Source organism: Gemella sp. zg-570 (assembly GCF_018866345.1).
Lineage (GTDB): Bacteria > Bacillota > Bacilli > Staphylococcales > Gemellaceae > Gemelliphila.
The window spans coordinates 1,121,387-1,140,102 of the sequence record NZ_CP076443.1 but is presented as its reverse complement, the minus strand read 5'-3'; the positions used below and the strand labels follow the sequence as shown (position 1 = coordinate 1,140,102).

At 26.9% G+C, this 18,716-nt stretch carries 13 protein-coding genes, 2 tRNA genes and 1 riboswitch; of the genes, 13 read left to right on the top strand and 2 right to left on the bottom strand.

Annotation, left to right across the window (positions count from 1 at the left end; all coding sequences use genetic code 11):
* Positions 1–8 precede the first annotated feature (8 nt).
* The 13 genes from KMP11_RS05730 to KMP11_RS05670 all read left to right on the top strand — a co-directional run bounded on the left by KMP11_RS05730 (position 9) and on the right by KMP11_RS05670 (position 15,670).
* On the top strand, positions 9–2,648 hold the full coding sequence (locus KMP11_RS05730) for a valine--tRNA ligase (protein ID WP_216279681.1): 2,640 nt from the start codon (positions 9–11) through the stop codon (positions 2,646–2,648).
* Positions 2,649–2,945: 297 nt separating this feature from the next.
* Positions 2,946–4,250, top strand: coding sequence for an isochorismatase family protein (locus tag KMP11_RS05725; protein WP_215755695.1), 1,305 nt, complete (start codon positions 2,946–2,948; stop codon positions 4,248–4,250).
* A gap of 52 nt (positions 4,251–4,302) precedes the next feature.
* Positions 4,303–4,378, top strand: a tRNA-His gene (locus tag KMP11_RS05720).
* A gap of 17 nt (positions 4,379–4,395) precedes the next feature.
* Positions 4,396–4,466, top strand: a tRNA-Cys gene (locus KMP11_RS05715).
* Positions 4,467–4,827: 361 nt separating this feature from the next.
* The gene (locus KMP11_RS05710; protein WP_216279680.1) at positions 4,828–6,459 is read left to right on the top strand and encodes a Na/Pi cotransporter family protein; all 1,632 of its coding nucleotides are present in this window, start codon (positions 4,828–4,830) and stop codon (positions 6,457–6,459) included.
* 198 nt (positions 6,460–6,657) lie between these two features.
* The gene (locus tag KMP11_RS05705) at positions 6,658–7,488 is read left to right on the top strand and encodes an energy-coupling factor transporter ATPase (protein ID WP_216279679.1); all 831 of its coding nucleotides are present in this window, start codon (positions 6,658–6,660) and stop codon (positions 7,486–7,488) included.
* A complete protein-coding gene (locus KMP11_RS05700) occupies positions 7,464–8,348 on the top strand; it encodes an ATP-binding cassette domain-containing protein (protein WP_216279678.1) in 885 nt (294 codons plus the stop codon). The genes KMP11_RS05705 and KMP11_RS05700 overlap by 25 nt, the downstream gene beginning before the upstream one ends.
* Positions 8,341–9,129: an energy-coupling factor transporter transmembrane component T family protein gene (locus tag KMP11_RS05695; protein WP_216279677.1), complete on the top strand. Its 789-nt coding sequence runs from the start codon at positions 8,341–8,343 to the stop codon at positions 9,127–9,129. Before KMP11_RS05700 ends, KMP11_RS05695 begins: the two co-directional genes overlap by 8 nt.
* Before the next feature lie 20 nt (positions 9,130–9,149).
* On the top strand, positions 9,150–10,172 hold the full coding sequence (locus tag KMP11_RS05690; protein ID WP_216279676.1) for an L-threonylcarbamoyladenylate synthase: 1,023 nt from the start codon (positions 9,150–9,152) through the stop codon (positions 10,170–10,172).
* A 22-nt stretch (positions 10,173–10,194) separates the two neighbouring features.
* Complete coding sequence (locus KMP11_RS05685) at positions 10,195–11,142, top strand: glycosyltransferase family 2 protein (protein WP_215755701.1); 948 nt, start codon at positions 10,195–10,197, stop codon at positions 11,140–11,142.
* A gap of 11 nt (positions 11,143–11,153) precedes the next feature.
* The gene (locus KMP11_RS05680; protein ID WP_216279675.1) at positions 11,154–12,704 is read left to right on the top strand and encodes a hypothetical protein; all 1,551 of its coding nucleotides are present in this window, start codon (positions 11,154–11,156) and stop codon (positions 12,702–12,704) included.
* On the top strand, positions 12,697–13,890 hold the full coding sequence (locus tag KMP11_RS05675) for a leucine-rich repeat domain-containing protein (protein ID WP_252344637.1): 1,194 nt from the start codon (positions 12,697–12,699) through the stop codon (positions 13,888–13,890). The genes KMP11_RS05680 and KMP11_RS05675 overlap by 8 nt, the downstream gene beginning before the upstream one ends.
* A gap of 67 nt (positions 13,891–13,957) precedes the next feature.
* Positions 13,958–14,134, top strand: a riboswitch (Lysine riboswitch).
* A gap of 66 nt (positions 14,135–14,200) precedes the next feature.
* The gene (locus KMP11_RS05670; protein WP_215755703.1) at positions 14,201–15,670 is read left to right on the top strand and encodes an amino acid permease; all 1,470 of its coding nucleotides are present in this window, start codon (positions 14,201–14,203) and stop codon (positions 15,668–15,670) included.
* Between the two features lie 66 nt (positions 15,671–15,736).
* Here the strand turns inward: KMP11_RS05670 and KMP11_RS05665 are convergent, their stop codons facing one another.
* A complete protein-coding gene (locus KMP11_RS05665; protein WP_215755704.1) occupies positions 15,737–17,203 on the bottom strand; it encodes a TrkH family potassium uptake protein in 1,467 nt (488 codons plus the stop codon).
* A complete protein-coding gene (gene trkA / locus KMP11_RS05660; RefSeq protein WP_216279674.1) occupies positions 17,203–18,579 on the bottom strand; it encodes a Trk system potassium transporter TrkA in 1,377 nt (458 codons plus the stop codon). The genes KMP11_RS05665 and trkA overlap by 1 nt, the downstream gene beginning before the upstream one ends.
* Between the last annotated feature and the right edge of the window lie 137 nt (positions 18,580–18,716).

The following is an 18,716-nucleotide window of genomic DNA, read 5'->3' as shown; positions in this document are numbered from 1 at the left end:
GAATTATTATGTCAGAGATGTCAACAAAATATAATCCCCAAGAAATAGAAAAAAATCGTTATTCTTGGTGGCTAGAAAAAGAAGTTTTTAAGGCTAATAATAAAAGCAAAAAAAATCCATACACAATAGTTATTCCACCACCCAACGTAACAGGTAAATTACACATAGGTCATGCTTGGGATACGACTTTGCAAGATATGCTAACTCGTTACAAAAGATTAAAAGGTTTTGATGTTTTGTACTTACCGGGTATGGACCATGCAGGAATTTCTACACAAGCAAAGGTTGAGGAAAAATTAAGAAAATCAGGAATTTTACGTCATGACTTAGGACGTGAAAAATTTTTAGAAAAAGCTTGGGAGTGGAAAGAAGAATATGCCAGCTACATTCGTGAGCAGTGGGCGAAATTGGGTCTTGGACTTGATTATTCTCGTGAAAGATTTACTCTTGATGAAGGTTTAAATAAGGCAGTTACAAAAATATTTGTTGACCACTACAATAGGGGAATAATATATAGAGGAGAAAGAATAATTAACTGGGACCCTATGCAAAGAACTGCCTTGTCAAATATAGAGGTAATTTATAAGGACGTAGAAGGAGCTTTTTACCATTTAAAATATTTTCTAGCTGATGGTTCTGGAGATTATTTAGAAATAGCGACAACTCGTCCTGAGACTTTATTTGGAGATACGGCAGTAGCAGTTCACCCCAAAGATGAACGTTATCAAAAATATATAGGTAAAACTGTTTTACTACCAGTTACTAATAAAGAAATACCAGTAATAGCAGATGAATATGTAGAAATGGATTTTGGAAGTGGTGTTGTAAAAATTACACCAGCCCACGACCCTAATGATTTTGAAGTTGGCAATCGTCATAACTTAGAGCGTATAATAGTTATGGACGAATCAGCTGTAATGAATGAACATGCAGATAAATATGCGGGCTTAGATAGATTTAGTTGCCGTAAGCAACTTATAGCTGACTTACAAGAAAGCGGGATATGTTTTAAAATTGAAAAACATATTCATTCTGTTGGTCATTCAGAACGTTCTGGAGCAGTAGTTGAACCTTATCTATCGAAACAATGGTTTGTTGCCATGAAATATTTGGCAGATAAGGCTTTAGAAAATCAAAAAAATGAAAATACAAAAGTAAATTTTTATCCAAATCGTTTTGAAGGAACTTTTGCAAACTGGATGGAAAATATTCAAGACTGGTGTATATCTCGTCAACTTTGGTGGGGACACAGAATACCAGCTTGGTACCATAATGAAACTGGAGAAGTTTATGTCGGTTTAACTTCTCCAAAAGATATAGAAAATTATACACAAGATGAAGATGTTTTAGATACTTGGTTTTCATCTGCCCTTTGGCCTTTTTCAACTCTTGATTGGCCTAATGAAGAAGCTGAAGATTTTAAACGTTACTATCCAACTGATTGCTTAGTTACTGGTTATGATATTATATTTTTCTGGGTTTCTCGTATGATTTTCCAAGGCTTAGATTTCACAGGTAAAAGACCTTTTAAAGATACTTTAATTCATGGTTTGGTACGTGATGAACAAGGACGAAAAATGTCTAAATCTTTGGGCAACGGAGTTGACCCAATGGAAGTTATTGAAAAATATGGAGCTGATAGTCTGCGTTATTTCTTAGCAACAAATTCTACACCTGGTCAAGACTTGAGATATTCTACTGAAAAAATAGAGGCTTCTTGGAACTATATCAACAAAATTTGGAATGCTTCACGTTTTGTTATTATGAATTTAGAAGATTTTAAATATGAAGATATAGATTTAAGTAGAGAAAAAACTTTAGCTGATAAATATATTTTAACTAAATTAGCACACACAATAAGTGATTACGAAAGATTATTTGAAAAATATGAATTTGGAGAAGCATCACGTATCTTGTATAATTTCATCTGGGAAGAATTTTGTTCTTGGTATATAGAAATTGCAAAAATATCATTAAATAGTCAAGATGAAAAAGTTAAAAATACTACGAAATCTGTTTTAGTCTATGTTTTAGATGCGTCTTTAAAAATGTTGCATCCATTTATGCCATTTGTTACTGAAGAAATTTGGCAGCACATACCACATACTGGAGAAAGTATCGTAACTTCACAATTTGCAGAAGTAAAAGAAGAATTAATATTTGAAAAAGAAAAAGCAGATATGCAGTTAATTCAAGATTTAATAACAGCAGTTCGTAACATACGAAGTGAAGTTAATGCACCAATGTCAAGAGAAATACCTATTAAAATTAAATATTTGAACGAGGAAATAAAAGATATTTTACTAAGTGGTAGTGTATATTTAGAAAAATTTGCTAAACCGAGTGAATTGATTATCGAAAAAGAAATAAATATACTAGAAACAGATATTAGTAGAATACTCCCTAATTTAGAAATTTATGTTTCTCTAGCAGACTTAATAGATATTGACAAAGAAAAAGAACGTTTAGAAAAAGAACTAGAAAAATTACAAAAAGAATTAGATTTAGTAAATAAAAAATTATCTAATGAAAAATTTGTTTCATCTGCACCAGAAGCTGTGGTGAATAAAGAAAAAGAAAAACAAATTATGTATCAAGAACAGTTTAACACTGTGAAAGAAAGAATACTTAGTTTAAATAATTTATAATAAGAATATTTGGCGTGGATAAAAAATTCACGCTAAATATTTTTTGTTTTTTTATCAGCTTGATTTCTAAAAATAAATTTTTTTAATTTTACTTAATAAAGCTCGAATATTTTTATTTAAAGTATATTTATAATTGATTAGATAAAATAACTTAGAAAGTAAAAATTAATTTTTAAATTTTGCTTAGCTATTTTTAGTAAACAAGTAAGGTTGCTTTTGAATTTTAAATATTATATAATAAGTTAATATTTTAATTTTTAAAGACAGTAAAATTCTTTGGAGAGGTGTAACAAATTAATGGAAGAAACATTATTTAGATTATTAACAGAACATGTTTATTTAATATTATTTGTTTCATTAATATTAGAATTTGTTGCTCTGCCTATACCAGGAGAAACAATGATGGTTCTAGCTGGAGTTATGGGTTATTACGGACACGCAAATTATTTATTTATGATAATTTCTGGCTCCTTGGGAACTATTATAGGTATGCAGTTATCTTATGAAATAGGAAGAAGATTAGGTACAAAGGCTATTGACAAGTACGGTTCTTATATCGGTTTAACCAAGTCAAGAATGACAGAAGCCAATAAATTTTTTAATAAGTATGGAAATATTGTAATAATTATTGCTTATTATCTGCCAGGAGTTAGACATATACTGGGTTATTTTTCTGGTATTTCAAGAATTGATGCTAAAAAATTTCATATTTATTCAACTTTTGGTGGTATTCTCTGGGTATTTACTTTTATAACTATGGGTTATATATTGGGTCCAAGTTGGAAGCATGTATTCTTTTTATTGCATAGATACGGTATAATATTAGTTCTTTTAGTAGCAACAGGTTTATTAATATATATTTTGTACAAGAAACTAGGTAAAAAAGAATTTTTCTTAGAATTAAAAGCTAAATTAAAATTTATAATTACATTTTTATTGCTAATTATTATTGTAAATATTTTAATATTAATAAATTATAGAAATATTAGAATGCTTGATGAATCTTTAATAATTTCATCTGCAATAATTTTTGTCTTAACTCTATTTATATTTATTAAATACAATATTAAAAATAAAACAAGTGAAAAATTATTGGTAGTTGTTGATTACCAAAAAGATTTTGTCGACGGTAGTTTAGGATTTTCAGAAGCTGAAAAAATAGAAGCAGTAATAGAAAATAAAATAAAAGATTATTTAGAAAAAAATCAAGATATAATATTTACATTAGACACTCATAAAGAAGATTATTTTGAGACTAGAGAAGGAAAACATATTCCTGTTGAGCATTGTAAAAAAGATACAGAGGGTCATCAGGTACATGGTCATATAAATCAATATTTAAATCAAGCAAAAAGAATTTTTGAAAAAGAAAGTTTTGGGAGTATAGACTTGGCTAAGTATATTTCTAAAAGTCAATATAAGGAAGTAGAATTTTGCGGCTTAGTTTCTAATATTTGTGTTTTAAGCAATATAGTTTTAACGCAGAGCTACCATAAAGATATAGAAATAAGGGTTGATTTAGAAGCAACTGCAAGTAACAAAGAGCTTGTAAATAAGACGCTAAAAGAGTATTTGCAGGCACTCGGTGTAAAAATATTATAAACTATTGACAAGATAAAACAAAAAATATATAATATATATGTTCTAAGACATGGCGGCTGTGGCGAAGTGGTTAACGCATCGGATTGTGGTTCCGACATACGCGGGTTCGATTCCCGTCAGCCGCCCCATTTAGAATTTATATGCTGGTGGATTAGCCAAGTGGTAAGGCATGGGTCTGCAAAACCTTGATCACCGGTTCAAATCCGGTATCCACCTTATAGAAAGACACTTTTAAAGTGTCTTTTTTTATTTGTAAAATTATACGGTTAGATAAAAATAAAAATTTGCTAATACAAGTAAAATTTTATATTTTAAATTATTTTTTAAAACACTCAGTGAGAAATATTTAAAATTTAAAATCTAGTAGAAGAAGTTAAAATTAAAAATAAATTATTTTAAAATTAAATTTTATCCAAATAATTTTATTAAAAAAATTTATTCTAAATAAAAATTTTTAAACTTTATAAATATTTTGAATTATAGTTTTGTATATGGTTGTTTTTGAAATTTATATTTGATATAATTTAAGAGTATTTATCAATGATAAATACATATTTATAATTTAGGAGGACAATTTATGTCATCTATATGGCAAGAAATTTTATTTACTTTCTTTGGAGGTTTAGGTCTATTTTTATTCAGCATTAAATATATGGGGGATGGACTTCAATTAGTTGCTGGAGACAAGATACGTAATGTCTTAGACAGATACACATCCACACCATTTAGAGGAGTTTTAGCAGGTATTTTTGTAACAATATTAATTCAATCAAGTTCTGGAACAACGGTAATTACGGTAAGTTTGGTTTCAGCAGGGCTTCTTAAATTAAAACAGGCTATTGGTATTGTTATGGGGGCTAATATTGGGACAACAGTAACTTCATTTATTATTGGTTTTAATATTTCTAAATATTCATTACCAATTATTTTTTTAGGAGCAGCCCTTTTATTTTTCACACGAAATAAAATGATTAATAGTTTTGGTCGTATTTTATTTGGTTTTGGTGGGATTTTTTATGCTTTGAAATTGATGTCTAGTGCAATGAAGCCAATGAAAGAAATGTCATGGTTTATAGATGTTTTTAACTGGATTGGTGATAGTGCATTTTATGGAGTATTAGTAGGTACTATATTAACTATTATTATTCAATCATCATCAACGACAATAGCTATATTACAAAATTTATATGCTGATAACTCTATACCATTAGACGCGGCTTTACCTGTTTTGTTTGGAGATAATATTGGTACTACAATTACAGCAGTTCTTGCAGTCATTGGTTCTAATTTAGCAGCAAAGCGTGTTGCGGCATCTCATGTACTATTTAATGTTATTGGGACTATTATTTGTCTTGTTTTATTAGCTCCATATACAGCTTTTATTAATTATGTACAAAACGCTTTAGGTCTAAATCCTAAATTATCAATAGCTTTTGCTCATGGTACCTTTAACATATTTAATACAATTTTGCAATTTCCTTTCATTTGGTTATTAGCTACTACGGTAACTAAACTTATACCTGGTGAAGATGAAGTTATAAAATATAAACCTCTACTTCTTGAAAAAACTTTAATAACAAGTGCACCTACAGTAGCATTAGGGCAAGTAAAAAAAGAGTTTGTTGATATGTTATTACTATCAAGAAAAAGTTTAGAAAATTCGGTTAAATATTTCTTTAGTAGAGATGCAAAACTTAATGAGAAAGGTAATACTTATGAAGAAGCTATTAATTCTATTGATGAGGAAATGACAAATTATTTAACCCTATTATTCAGGGAAAAATTAAGTCCAAAAGAAGGTACAGAAGCCTCTAATTTACTAGATAGTACACGTGACATAGAAAGAATAGGAGACCATGCCAAAGATATAGTTGAATCTGTAAATTATCAAATCAGAAAAAATATAAATTTTTCAGATACTGCAAAAAAAGAAGTTCAAGAAATGTATGAACAATCAGTAAGAATGCTTGAACTTACTGTAAAAAGTTTGGAAGAAAATAATAATATAGTAGCAAGTGAGGCTTTAGCAATTTGTGATAAGGTTTATTCATTAGAAAAATCTGCCCGTAAGGGACATACTAACCGTATGAAAGCAGGAGAATGTGATATTCCAGCTGGGGTAGTTTATATTGATTTAATTACACACTTTACTAGAGTTTGTGAACATTTAAGAAATATATTAGAGAAAAAACTAACAGGTTCAATTTAAAAATGAAAAATTATAAATATTATTTTATAGTATTAATATTATTAATTTTATTTTTAATATTAGTTTATAGAATGTATAAAATTCAAATGATATAAAATTAAACAAGTAGACTTTTATAAAGTTTACTTGTTTTTATATTTCTAGTCATTTACATTTATATATGTTATAATAAGTGGAATATCTTTTGGGAGAAAAGTAATGCTAAAATTTGAAGATGTATCTTTTACATATCCAAATACAAATATAGAAGTATTAAAAAATATTTCTTTTGAAATTTCTAAGGGTGAGTGGATAAGTATATTAGGAAATAACGGGAGTGGCAAATCTACGATAGCTAAGTTAATAACAGCTCAGTACGAAAAAAATAGTGGGCAAATTTGTTTGGATAATAAAATTTATAGTAGAGAAAATTTAGAATATATAAGAAATAATATCGCTATAGTTTTTCAAAATCCTGATAATCAATTTGTGGGAGCAACAGTTGAAGAAGATATAGCATTTGGTTTGGAAAATAGAAATATTGACAGTAAGCTTATGGATAAGATTATTTCTGAAGTATTAGATGTAGTAGATATGAAGGATTTTAGAAAAAAAGAACCCAAAGATTTATCTGGTGGACAAAAACAACGTGTTGCCATAGCCTCAGCCTTAGCATTAAAACCTAAAATATTGATTTTAGATGAAGCGAGTAGTATGTTAGACCCAGAGGCTAGAGAAAAAATATTAAAATATCTAAAAAAAATAAATGTAAACCACAATATAACGATAATATCTATAAGCCACGATGTAGAAGAATTAGTATATAGTGATAGTGTTATACTAATGAATAATGGGGCGTTAATTCAGAAAACTAATGTAGCAGAAATATTTAAAAATATTAATTTACTAAAAAAATATTCTTTAGAAATTCCTTTTTTATACAGATTAAAGCAAGATTTAAGTAAGTATATTAATAATAATATTTTTGATGTGAATGATAATATGGAGGTGACTATAAGTAAATTATGCAAATTGAATTTAACAAGGTAAATTTTACTTATAATGCAAAAACTCCTTATGGAAATAAAGTTTTAAAAAATATAAATTTAAAAATAAAATATAATAGTTTTACAGCAATAGTAGGAAAAACTGGTAGTGGCAAATCAACTTTAATTGAACATATTAATGGGCTTGTTTTGGCAGATAGTGGTTTTGTAAAAATAGGTGATTTAATATTAGAAAAAAATAAAAAAGGAAAAGCTAGAAAATTGTTAGAAAATAATCTAGTTGATATTAGAAAAAATATTGCGGTACTTTTTCAATTTTCGGAACAACAACTTTTTGAAACAAGTGTTTTAAAAGATATTATATATGGTCCGATAAATTACGGTTTATCAGAAAAGGAAGCTATTGCAAAAGCAAAAGATTTAATAAAATTAGTAGGTTTAGATGAAACTTATCTGGAGAGGTCGCCTTTTGAATTATCTGGAGGAGAAATGAGGAAGGTGGCTTTATGTGGAGTTTTAGCTCTTAATCCAAAAGTTTTAGTCTTAGATGAACCGACTATTGGTTTAGACTTTAAAAGTAAAAGTGAGTTCATGGAATTAATAGCAGATATTTACAAAAAAGAAAAGATAACTATTATTTTAGTAACTCATAATATGGAGTACGTTTTAGAATATGCCAATCATATAGTGATAATGGAAAGTGGAAAAATTGTAGAAGATATTGATGATAAAGAATATTTTATAAAGATAATAGAAAATAATAAATATAGTTTACAAGCTCCCGAGATGATAAAATTTCAAAAAAAAATTATGGAGAGGGGACTAAAACTTTCTAAGATACACTATAATTATGAAGATTTAATTCAAGACTTGTACAGCAGGGTGGGTTCTTATAATGAGTAATTATTTTACTAATAAATATATTCCTATGAATACAATAATTCATAATTTAGACCCGAGAGTAAAATTATTTTTTTCGATTGTTTATTTAATAAATATTTTTTTAGCTAGTAGCATTATAGAATTTTCAATATTATTTTTTATTTTATTACTTGTTAAATATTATTCAAAAATTAAGTTTGTATATCTATTAGCAAGTTTTAAATTAGTTCTAATCTTGATAATATTTACATCACTTATTCATTTAGTATTTAATAGCCAAGGGAATATACTTATTTCTATATTGGGTTTTAATATTTACACAGGAGCAGTAATAAGTATAATACTAATAAGTGTAAGATTTTTTTTAGTTGTTGCTTGGATGGTAATTTTTACGATAACTTGCTCATCAAATGAAATAACACATGCCATAGAAAAAAGTTTAAACTTTTTGAATAAAGTAGGATTGCCCATTTCATCTTTTGCCCTTCTAATTTCAATATGTTTAAGATTTATTCCAACTATTTCTGAAGAAACAAATCGCATAATTAATGCCCAAGTATCAAGAGGGGCTAATATTAATGCTAAGGGTATGATAAATAAAATAAAAAACTTTATTCCTATCCTAGTTCCTATTTTCGTAGCTACTTTAAAAAGAGCAGATGAACTTGCAACAGCTATTGAAGTAAGAGGATATGACCCGAATAAAAAAAGAAGTAAGTACAAGCAACTAAAATATAAAAAATATGATATTTTTGCCTATATATTAATATTTTTAATAACTATTACTATATATATAATATAGAATTTATTATGGAGAATTTTATGAAAACTGAGATAATAGATTTAAGAAATAATAGTGATGAAGAGATATTTAAAAAATTACAAGCCTACTATTTAGATAATAAATTGATAGCTATACCGACAGAAACCGTATATGGTCTTAGTGCTGATGCAAGTAGTGAAGCTGCAGTAAAAAAAATTTATTTTTCCAAGGGCAGACCTAGTGATAATCCCTTGATAGTACATTTTTATAAAATATCTCAAGTAAGTCCCATAGTAGAAATTAATAACACCTATGTAAAAAAATTAATTGATAATTTTTGGCCTGGTCCCATGACTTTGATACTAGCCTTAAAAAATAAAAACTTAATATCTAAAAGTGTCAGAGCAGGTTTGGATACTCTAGCTATAAGAATGCCAAATGATAATATTGCTAGAAAAATATTAAAACATACAAAATTATTACTCGCCGCACCTAGTGCCAATATAAGTGGCAAACCATCTCCAACAAAATTTGAACACGTCTATAATGATTTGAATAATAAGATTGATGTAATCATTAAGGGAAATGACTCTCATATAGGACTAGAAAGTACAGTTATAGACTGTACAAAATTTCCCTTTGTAATAGCAAGACCTGGCAGTATAACTTTAAAAGATATAGAAAAACTTTTAGGTGAGGGTAATATAGTTTATAATAAGGAAAATAATATGGAAAAACCTGCATCACCAGGAATGAAATATCGTCATTATTCTCCTAATGGAGATTTAATTATAGTAGATGAAAAGTTAGAAAATATTTTAGAAAAACTTAGATTAAAAAATAATAAGTTTGCACTAATAACTTATAAGAAATATAAAAATTTATTAAAAGATACACCTTTTAAGGTCAAATATCTTGCAGAAGATGAAGAAAATATTGAAGAAGCCAATAAAAATTTGTATAATATCTTAAGAGAATGTGATATTGAAAATATTGAAGAAATTTATATTTTAAAATTAAAAGAAACTGATAAAAATAAGGCTTTATTGAATAGAATAAATAAAGCTAGTAGTAAAAAATAAAGAATAGAGGTTAATAATAAATATGTCAAAAAAATTATATGTAGTAATACCGTGCTATAATGAAGAAGATGTATTATTAGAAACATCAAAAAGAATAAAAGTAAAAATTAATAATATGATTGCTGAAAATTTAATATCAGAAGATAGTCGGATAGTTTTTGTAAATGACGGTTCTGCTGATGAAACTTGGCAAATTATTGAAGACTTGCACAAGGAAGATGAATTATTTAGTGGTATAAATCTTAGTAGAAATAGAGGACACCAAAATGCCTTGTTAGCTGGTCTTATGACGGTCAAATCTTGCTGTGATGTTTGTATTTCTATGGATGCTGATTTGCAAGATGATATAGATGCTATGGATAAAATGACGAAAAAATATTTATCTGGTTGTGATATTGTATACGGAGTTCGTTCGGTCAGAACAACAGATACATTTTTCAAAAGATTTACAGCAGAAGCTTTTTACAAACTTATGGGGAAACTAGGAGCTAATACTGTTTTCAATCATGCTGATTACAGATTAATGAGCAAACGTGCATTAGAGGGATTATCAGAATTTAAAGAAGTTAATTTATTTTTAAGAGGTCTTGTTCCTATGATAGGGTACAAGACAGATATAGTTACCTATGAGCGTTCAGAACGTTTTGCAGGAGAAAGTAAATATCCCTTGTCTAAGATGTTGGCTTTTGCCTTTGAAGGTATTACTTCATTGTCAGTAAAATTAATAAGATTTATTACAATTTCAGGATTTTTAATGATTTTTGTTGCAATATTAGTGTTTGTATATAGCTTAGTAAGTTTTGTCTTTAGCGATGTGAGTAAGGGCTGGCCAAGTTTAATGATATCTCTATGGTTTATCGGTGGTATGATTATGATGTCTTTAGGTATTGTAGGAGAATATATTGGTAAAATCTACCTAGAAACTAAAGAAAGACCACGCTTTATTATAGAAAAATTCTTAAATAAATAGTTAGGTGAAAGATGAAAAAAGAATTACTAAGTAATATCTTGATAAAAATTGTAGCAAGTATATTTTTTCTACTTATGACTATTAATTCTATATTAGTATTTACTAAAACAGCAGTATTTCCTAAATACTATCAGGAAATTTTATATTATAAAAATGATAATGCTATTGTGAATATTATTTTATTAATAGTGTTCAGTATAGTTATATTAATTTTTAGTAAATATTTACAGAAAGTTATTAATATAAAAAGATTAGTATTATTAGTTATGATATATATGTTTATTCTTAGTTTATTATTTGCGATTCTAAGAAGAGATTATGTGCAGTTTGACCCCTTTAATGTTATTGCCCAAGCCAAAAATTTTATCAGAGATAATTATACAGGATTAGATAGGGGAAATAATTATTTATACATATATTCTCATCAGATAACAACAGTATTTTTATTTCAAATAATATTATCTTTATTCGGTATGACTACATTTATTTTATATATTATGCAGTGTTTTTCAATAAGCTATATAGTATTTATGTTATATAAAATTGCAGATATACTATTTAAAAATAAAGAAATAAATTATATTACGGTGATATTATCAGCTGTGTGTTTTCCTCTAATATTTTATGTTTCATTTTTATATGGTATTTTACCTGGTATGTTTTTAGCATTATTATCTTTTTATAATATTATAAAATACCTAAAAGAAGGATTTTGGTACAATCTTATTATAGCTATAATAAGTATTAACATAGCAATTTTATTTATCGGTAATAATTTAATAAATTTACTATCTATTTTCTCAGTTTTAACCATATATTTAATTAAAAAAATTGATAAAAAATTATTTTTGTTTATTATATATTCAATATTTTTTATGCTATCTTTTAAAAGTATCATAATAAATTACTATCAGACAGTATCACAAAAAGATATACCACAGGGTGTAAATAAAATAACTTGGGTAGCTATGGGTATGCAGGAAGGTGATAGAGAAGCTGGCTTCTTTAATGGGTTTAATTATGATATTATGACAGAAGAAAATTATGATAATAGTAAAATAGTTGAAATTTCAAGAAAATCTATTAAACAACGTCTAGCAGTTTTTAAAAATAATCCTAGCTATGCTTATGATTTTTATAGTAGAAAATATGAAAGTCAATTTATAGATCCAACTTTTCAGAGTTTACTTATTACGGCTCCGCAAAAATCTATTGAAGATAATTCTACATTTTTATTAAGGGTAAAAAATAAAATTGTTGAACAAATATATTTTGGTAATTTATCCAAGATATTATTTTATCTTATGAAAGTTTTTCAGTTATTTATTTACCTATTCACTTTAATTTTTTCAATAATTATTTTTAAAAGAAGAGATGAATTATATTTATTTATTCCCATATCTTTTATTGGTGGTAGTATTTTTCATATAATATGGGAAGCAAAGAGTAGGTATATTTTCCCATATTTTGTATTTTTAATTCCTTTGGCGGCTTGTAGTTTTGTTTATACAAAAAATTATCTTAAAAATATTATATTCAGAAAGGAAAAATACTATGAGTAAAATTAAAAAAATTATATTAGCATCAACTATTGCATTTATTTTACTTATACCTAATAATAGCTATGCATTAGGCAACTACATTCCTTTTCCAAACGCTAATCAAGAAGATAAAACAGAAGAGGTAATCTTTAGAGATTTAAACTTAAAAGAAGCCCTTCTGGAACATTATAAATTCCATATTGATAAGAATTATAGGGGAAATATTTTAACTAAAAAAATGATGACTGAATTTACAAGCTTGACTTTATCTTGGGCTAATATATTTTCTTTAGAAGGTTTAGAATATGCTATTAACTTAACTAGTTTAAATTTATCAAATAATTTTATTGAAGACATTACACCAATATCAAATTTAAAATACTTAAAAGATTTAAATTTGAATAATAATAAAATTAAGGTTGCTGATAAGTTAGCAAATTTATTACAATTAAAAAAGCTTGCTATCAGTAGAAATACTATATCAAATTTAGATTTTATCCCTAACGTTTCTTTAGAAGAATTAGACATATCATCTAATGGTATTTTAAAAAATGAATTAACTAAGGATGTTAATTTGTCATCATTAAGAGTTTTAAAAATTTCTAAAATGGGTTTGGATAATATTTCTTTTTTAGATAATGCCAATCAATTAGAAGTTTTGTATGCAGAAGATAATCAAATAAAAGATTTATCTCCCCTAAAAAATTTATCTAATTTAAAAATTCTTTATCTTGATAAAAATAATATTACAGATATTTCAGCTTTAAAAAATTTAGCAAATCTTGAAGAATTTACTGCTGAGAAAAATAATATAAAAGATATTTCATCATTAGATAATAAATTAAAATTACAAAGAATTGTTTTAAATGATAATTTAGAATTAAGAGATATTTCAAATTTAAAATCAGTAGAGAATTTGGCAAGTTTGTCAATTAACAATACTCAGGTTAGTGATATTAGTTCTTTGGTAGACTTAAAATATTTATATTATTTATCACTTGTTGGATCTAAGGTAGACAAGGATAAACAGGATGAATTAAAATTCTATAATGAAAATCCAAAAAAATTAAATAATATAGAGAAAAAATTAGAGATAATCAGCAATAAGACAGAAAAATATTTTTCTCTAAAAAATTATTTATTTATCTTCTTTATTATACTAATTACTTTTAGTGGAATAGTGAGTTATTGGAGAAAAAATAAATAATAAATAACTTGACAAGTATTATATTTAAAATTATAATATAAGCAACAATTAAATAACACCTCACTAAAGGTGAGGTGGAGGTCGCGAACTTTATTAGTAGGCATAAGTAGAGTGTAGAACTTGTTTAGGTGTGCCGAAAGGAATTTTCGCCGAAATGATATTTGTTACTACGCAGATATTGTTGGGGCTATACTTAATAGGTATAGAACTGTCATAGCTAAAGCTATGTTGAGCTACTGACTTTTAGAGGGGTGTTTTTATGCACAACTCTAGCTATTTGGTTGTGCATTTTATTTTTTAGGAGGTCTTTATGACAAAAAACGAATCAAATATTAAAAGAAGTCTTAAATCAAGACATATTACCATGATAGCCATAGGTGGTTGTATAGGAAGTGGTTTATTCATGACTAGTGGACAAGCCATCAGCAGTGCTGGACCTGGTGGAGCTTTATTATCCTACCTGTGTATAGGTCTAATGGTTTATTTTTTAATGACATCTCTAGGAGAGATGGCAACATATTTACCAACTACTGGTTCATTTAGTACTTACGCAACTCGTTATGTTGACCCGTCTTTAGGTTTTGCACTAGGTTGGAATTATTGGTTTAACTGGGTTATTACGGTTGCCGCTGATATAGAACTATCTTCCCTAGCTGTTAGTTATTGGGAACCTATGAGAATTTTACCAAGCTGGATATGGAGTATTATATTTTTATTAATTATCATTATACTAAATTCTTTAAGTGTAAAAGTTTATGGAGAGAGTGAATATTGGTTTGCCCTTATTAAAGTAATTACTGTTATTATATTTTTAATTATTGGTTGTCTTACAATTTTTGGAATTATGGGAGGAGGCTATGTTGGTTTTTCTAACTTTACATTAGGAGAAGCGCCTTTTGTTGGGACTGATACATCAACTTCTAGTAAAATGTTAGCGGCCTTAGGAGTATTCTTAATAGCAGGGTATTCTTTCCAAGGAACAGAATTAATAGGTGTTACTGCAGGAGAAAGTGAAAATCCAGAAAAAACTATTCCTAAAGCAGTAAAACAAGTATTCTGGAGAATATTAATTTTTTATGTTTTAGCAATATTAGTTATAGGCTTATTAATTCCTTATACTTCTGAAGACTTATTAGGAGCAGCTAGTAGCGAAGAAATAGCAAAATCTCCTTTCACTATTGTTTTTAAAAATGCAGGTTTTGCTTTTGCAGCTAGTGTAATGAATGCAGTAATTTTAACTTCTATATTATCTGCAGGAAATTCTGGCATGTATGCTTCTACTCGTATGCTTTATGCTATGAGTAAAGAAAAACAAGCCTTTGATATTTTTTCAAAATTAAATAAACAAGGAACACCGATTAATTCATTGCTAGGAACAACAATAGTTGTTGTTTTAGTTTTCTTAATTCAATTAACAAGTGCAAATGCTTATGTTTATATTGTTGCGGCTAGTGGTCTTACTGGATTTATAGCTTGGTTGGGTATAGCCATAAGTCATTATAGATTTAGAAGAGCTTACATAAAACAAGGTAAACAATTAGCAGGTTTAAAATACAGGGCTAAGTGGTTTCCCGTTGGTCCTATTTTAGCACTAATATTATGTATCGTTGTTATTATTGGTCAAGATACACAATTAATAACTCAAGGTATCGTTGATTGGGGTTCAATTCTTACAACATATATGGGAGTTCCTGTATTTTTATTCTTCTACATATATCATAAAATAAAATATAAAACAAAATTAATACCGCTTGATAAAGTAGACTTATCCCAAAAGTAATATAAATATTTCTAAAAAATTTATAATACAAAAAATATTATATAAAAACAAAAAAGAGTTTAACCTTTAAACTCTTTTTTGTTTTGCTCTTTTTTTTCTCCAAGTTTGTGAAGATAGTAAAACTATAAATGGAATAATTTCTAACCGTCCTAGTAACATAGACATAGATAATATTATCTTTGAAAAATATGGAATGCTAGAAAAATTTTCCATTGGTCCAAATTTATTAAATCCAGGTCCAACATTATTTAAGGTAGTTAAGATAGCTGAAAAAACTTCTTCAAAATCATTTAGTTGAAAAGATAATAAAATAGAAAATATAGAAAATACAATTATGTACAGTACAATATAATTTGAAATTTCACTTGTATCATTAATAACTTTATTATCAATTTTTAATGAAATTACTTTGTTTGGATTAATACATTTTTTTATGTAATTCTTTGTATTTTTTATCATAAACATTATTCTTGGAATTTTAAGTCCACCTGCAGTACCACCAGCACCACCACAAATCATTAAAAATAAAATAATTATTTGTGAAAACATTGTCCAGTTACTAAAGTCTAAATAAGTAAAACCTGTGGTTGAAATTATAGAACTTACTGTAAATAAAACATCTAGTAGTCTTTCATTAGGCAGATTTGCAGTATAGTATATATTAATGAATATGGCTATCGTAGCTAGTAAAATAATTATTAAAAATAATTTTAGTTCTTCATTTTTTAAGGCTTTAAAATATTTTTTTACTATAATTATATATATCAAATTTAGATTAAGTGAAAAGATAATCATAAATATTGTTATTATGCTAGTAACATAGTCGTTATTATAGTATGATATTCCGGAGTTTTTAGTAGAAAATCCTCCAGTTCCAGCAGTAGAAAATGTTAAGTTTATACTTTCAAATATGCCGATACCTGAGAACATCAATAGAATAAACATAATTATTGACAAGCCTATATATATTGAATATAGATAAATAGCTGTATTTTTTATAGAAGAAACTACTTTACCAAACATGGGACCTGCTACTTCTGCTTTCATAATATGTATATTATGAGGAGAGTGGGGTAAGACTGCTAGAGCAAATACTATTACTCCCATACCACCAATAAAATGGGTCATGCTTCTCCAAAATAATATACTCTTAGGTAATATTTCTATATCATTTATTATAGAAGAACCAGTAGTAGTAAAACCACTGACAGTTTCAAAAAAAGCGTCTATAAAATTAGTAATAGAATTTGAAAAAATGAAAGGTAGTGAACCCAACAAGGAATATATTATCCAAGTTATAGCGACTATAACTAAACCTTCCTTTGTGTAGAAATTTTTTTTCATTTGTTTTTGATTTGCAAGGAATAAAAATATATATGAAATAAGTATTGTAATAATTATTGTGTAAATAAAAGATAGGGTAATATTAAAATTTTCTTTATATATGACGCTACATAGAGTTGGAAATAATAGAAATATAGATAAAATTTTAAGAACCTTAGCAAGAACAAAAGATATAATTCTATAATTCATTACTTATCTCCTTTTATTAAAATGTCATCAAGTTCTTTAATATTTTGTTTATAGTTTACTATTACTATATTATCATTTGGAGCTATTATGTCATAACCGTTAGGGAAGATAAGTTTATTATTTCTGATAATAAAAGCAATAAGAATATTACTGTTTAAATTCAAATCTTTTAGTGCTATATTTGTAATTTTGCTATTTTCACTAACTTTAAATTCTATTAATTCAACTTGATTGTTAGCAATTTTATAGATATTTTCTATTAGGGAATCCTTACTACATTGTAAAGATTTACTATGTTTTGCAATAATATCTCCCACAATTCTTTTTGGTGTGATGTAAGAATACAAACCAATATCTTCAGCTATTTGCGTCAGAGAATTTCTATTAATCTTGGCTATGGCTTTGGATACTCCTAATTTTTTTGCATAAAGGCTAATAATAATATTTTCTTCGTCTAGTCCTGTAAGAGCAATGCAGCTATCAAATGTTTCTATACCTTCTTCTATTAAGACATCTCTATCGCTACCATCTGCTAATATAACATCTATATCTGGATAACAAGCACTGATTTTATTTGCTTTTTCCATATTAATTTCTACATTTTTAATATAAATATTTCCTTCTCTTAGTAAATCAATAAGATAATGAGTTAATTTACCAGAACCAATAATTAGAGATGATGAAATTTTATTGTTAATATTATCTTTTTTTCCTAGTAATTTATAAAATTGTTTTAAGTGTTTTTCATCAGCTGTGATGTGAACTCTATCACCAACTTTAAAAATATAATCTCCCTTAGGAACTATAACTTCTTCTTTTCTTTCTACAAGACATACTAAAGCAGGAAAATCAATAATTTTTTTACTGTCTATAAGTGAGATATTATTTAGAACACTTCCCTCTTCAATAGTAACTTCAATCATCTTAACCTTGTCTTTATAAAAAATTTCTATTTTATTTGCAGAAGGATATTTTAGCATATAGTTAATTTGTTTTGCAGCTTCGTATTCAGGGTTTAACATTAAGTCTATTCCCAAAGAATTTTTTAAAAATTCTTTTGTTTTTGTATATTCAGGATTTCTAATTCTAGCAATGGTATATTTAGCTCCCATTTGTTTCGCTGTAATGCAAGAAATAATATTTATTTCATCACTTGCTGTAACAGCTATAAACATATCGGCTTTACCTGCTTCTGCTTCTTCTAATATATTATAGTTAGCACCGTTGCCGGCTATGCCCTGAATATCATAAAGTTCAATTATTTTTTGAACTAATTTTTCATTTGTTTCTATTAATGTTAATTCGCTGTAGCTAGCTGATAATTCTTCACAAAGTAGATTACCAACTTTTCCGCCACCGACAATAACTGCTTTCATACAATTTCTCCTTAAAATATGACATAAAAAATTTAAAATAATTATATAACTTTAAAATGATATAGTCAAACAAATATTATGGCTACTACTTATACAAAAATATCTTGGTTATAATTGTGTTTTTAAATTTAGCTACT

Bases quoted from the DNA above. Each gene is read 5' to 3' on its own strand.
- KMP11_RS05690 (WP_216279676.1), top strand. From the start codon at position 9,150: ATGAAAACTGAGATAATAGATTTAAGAAATAATAGTGATGAAGAGATA.
- KMP11_RS05685 (WP_215755701.1), top strand. From the start codon at position 10,195: ATGTCAAAAAAATTATATGTAGTAATACCGTGCTATAATGAAGAAGAT.
- KMP11_RS05670 (WP_215755703.1), top strand. From the start codon at position 14,201: ATGACAAAAAACGAATCAAATATTAAAAGAAGTCTTAAATCAAGACAT.
- KMP11_RS05675 (WP_252344637.1), top strand. From the start codon at position 12,697: ATGAGTAAAATTAAAAAAATTATATTAGCATCAACTATTGCATTTATT.
- KMP11_RS05705 (WP_216279679.1), top strand. From the start codon at position 6,658: ATGCTAAAATTTGAAGATGTATCTTTTACATATCCAAATACAAATATA.
- KMP11_RS05665 (WP_215755704.1), bottom strand. From the start codon at position 17,203: ATGAATTATAGAATTATATCTTTTGTTCTTGCTAAGGTTCTTAAAATT.
- KMP11_RS05730 (WP_216279681.1), top strand. From the start codon at position 9: ATGTCAGAGATGTCAACAAAATATAATCCCCAAGAAATAGAAAAAAAT.
- KMP11_RS05680 (WP_216279675.1), top strand. From the start codon at position 11,154: ATGAAAAAAGAATTACTAAGTAATATCTTGATAAAAATTGTAGCAAGT.
- KMP11_RS05700 (WP_216279678.1), top strand. From the start codon at position 7,464: ATGCAAATTGAATTTAACAAGGTAAATTTTACTTATAATGCAAAAACT.
- KMP11_RS05710 (WP_216279680.1), top strand. From the start codon at position 4,828: ATGTCATCTATATGGCAAGAAATTTTATTTACTTTCTTTGGAGGTTTA.
- trkA (WP_216279674.1), bottom strand. From the start codon at position 18,579: ATGAAAGCAGTTATTGTCGGTGGCGGAAAAGTTGGTAATCTACTTTGT.
- KMP11_RS05695 (WP_216279677.1), top strand. From the start codon at position 8,341: ATGAGTAATTATTTTACTAATAAATATATTCCTATGAATACAATAATT.
- KMP11_RS05725 (WP_215755695.1), top strand. From the start codon at position 2,946: ATGGAAGAAACATTATTTAGATTATTAACAGAACATGTTTATTTAATA.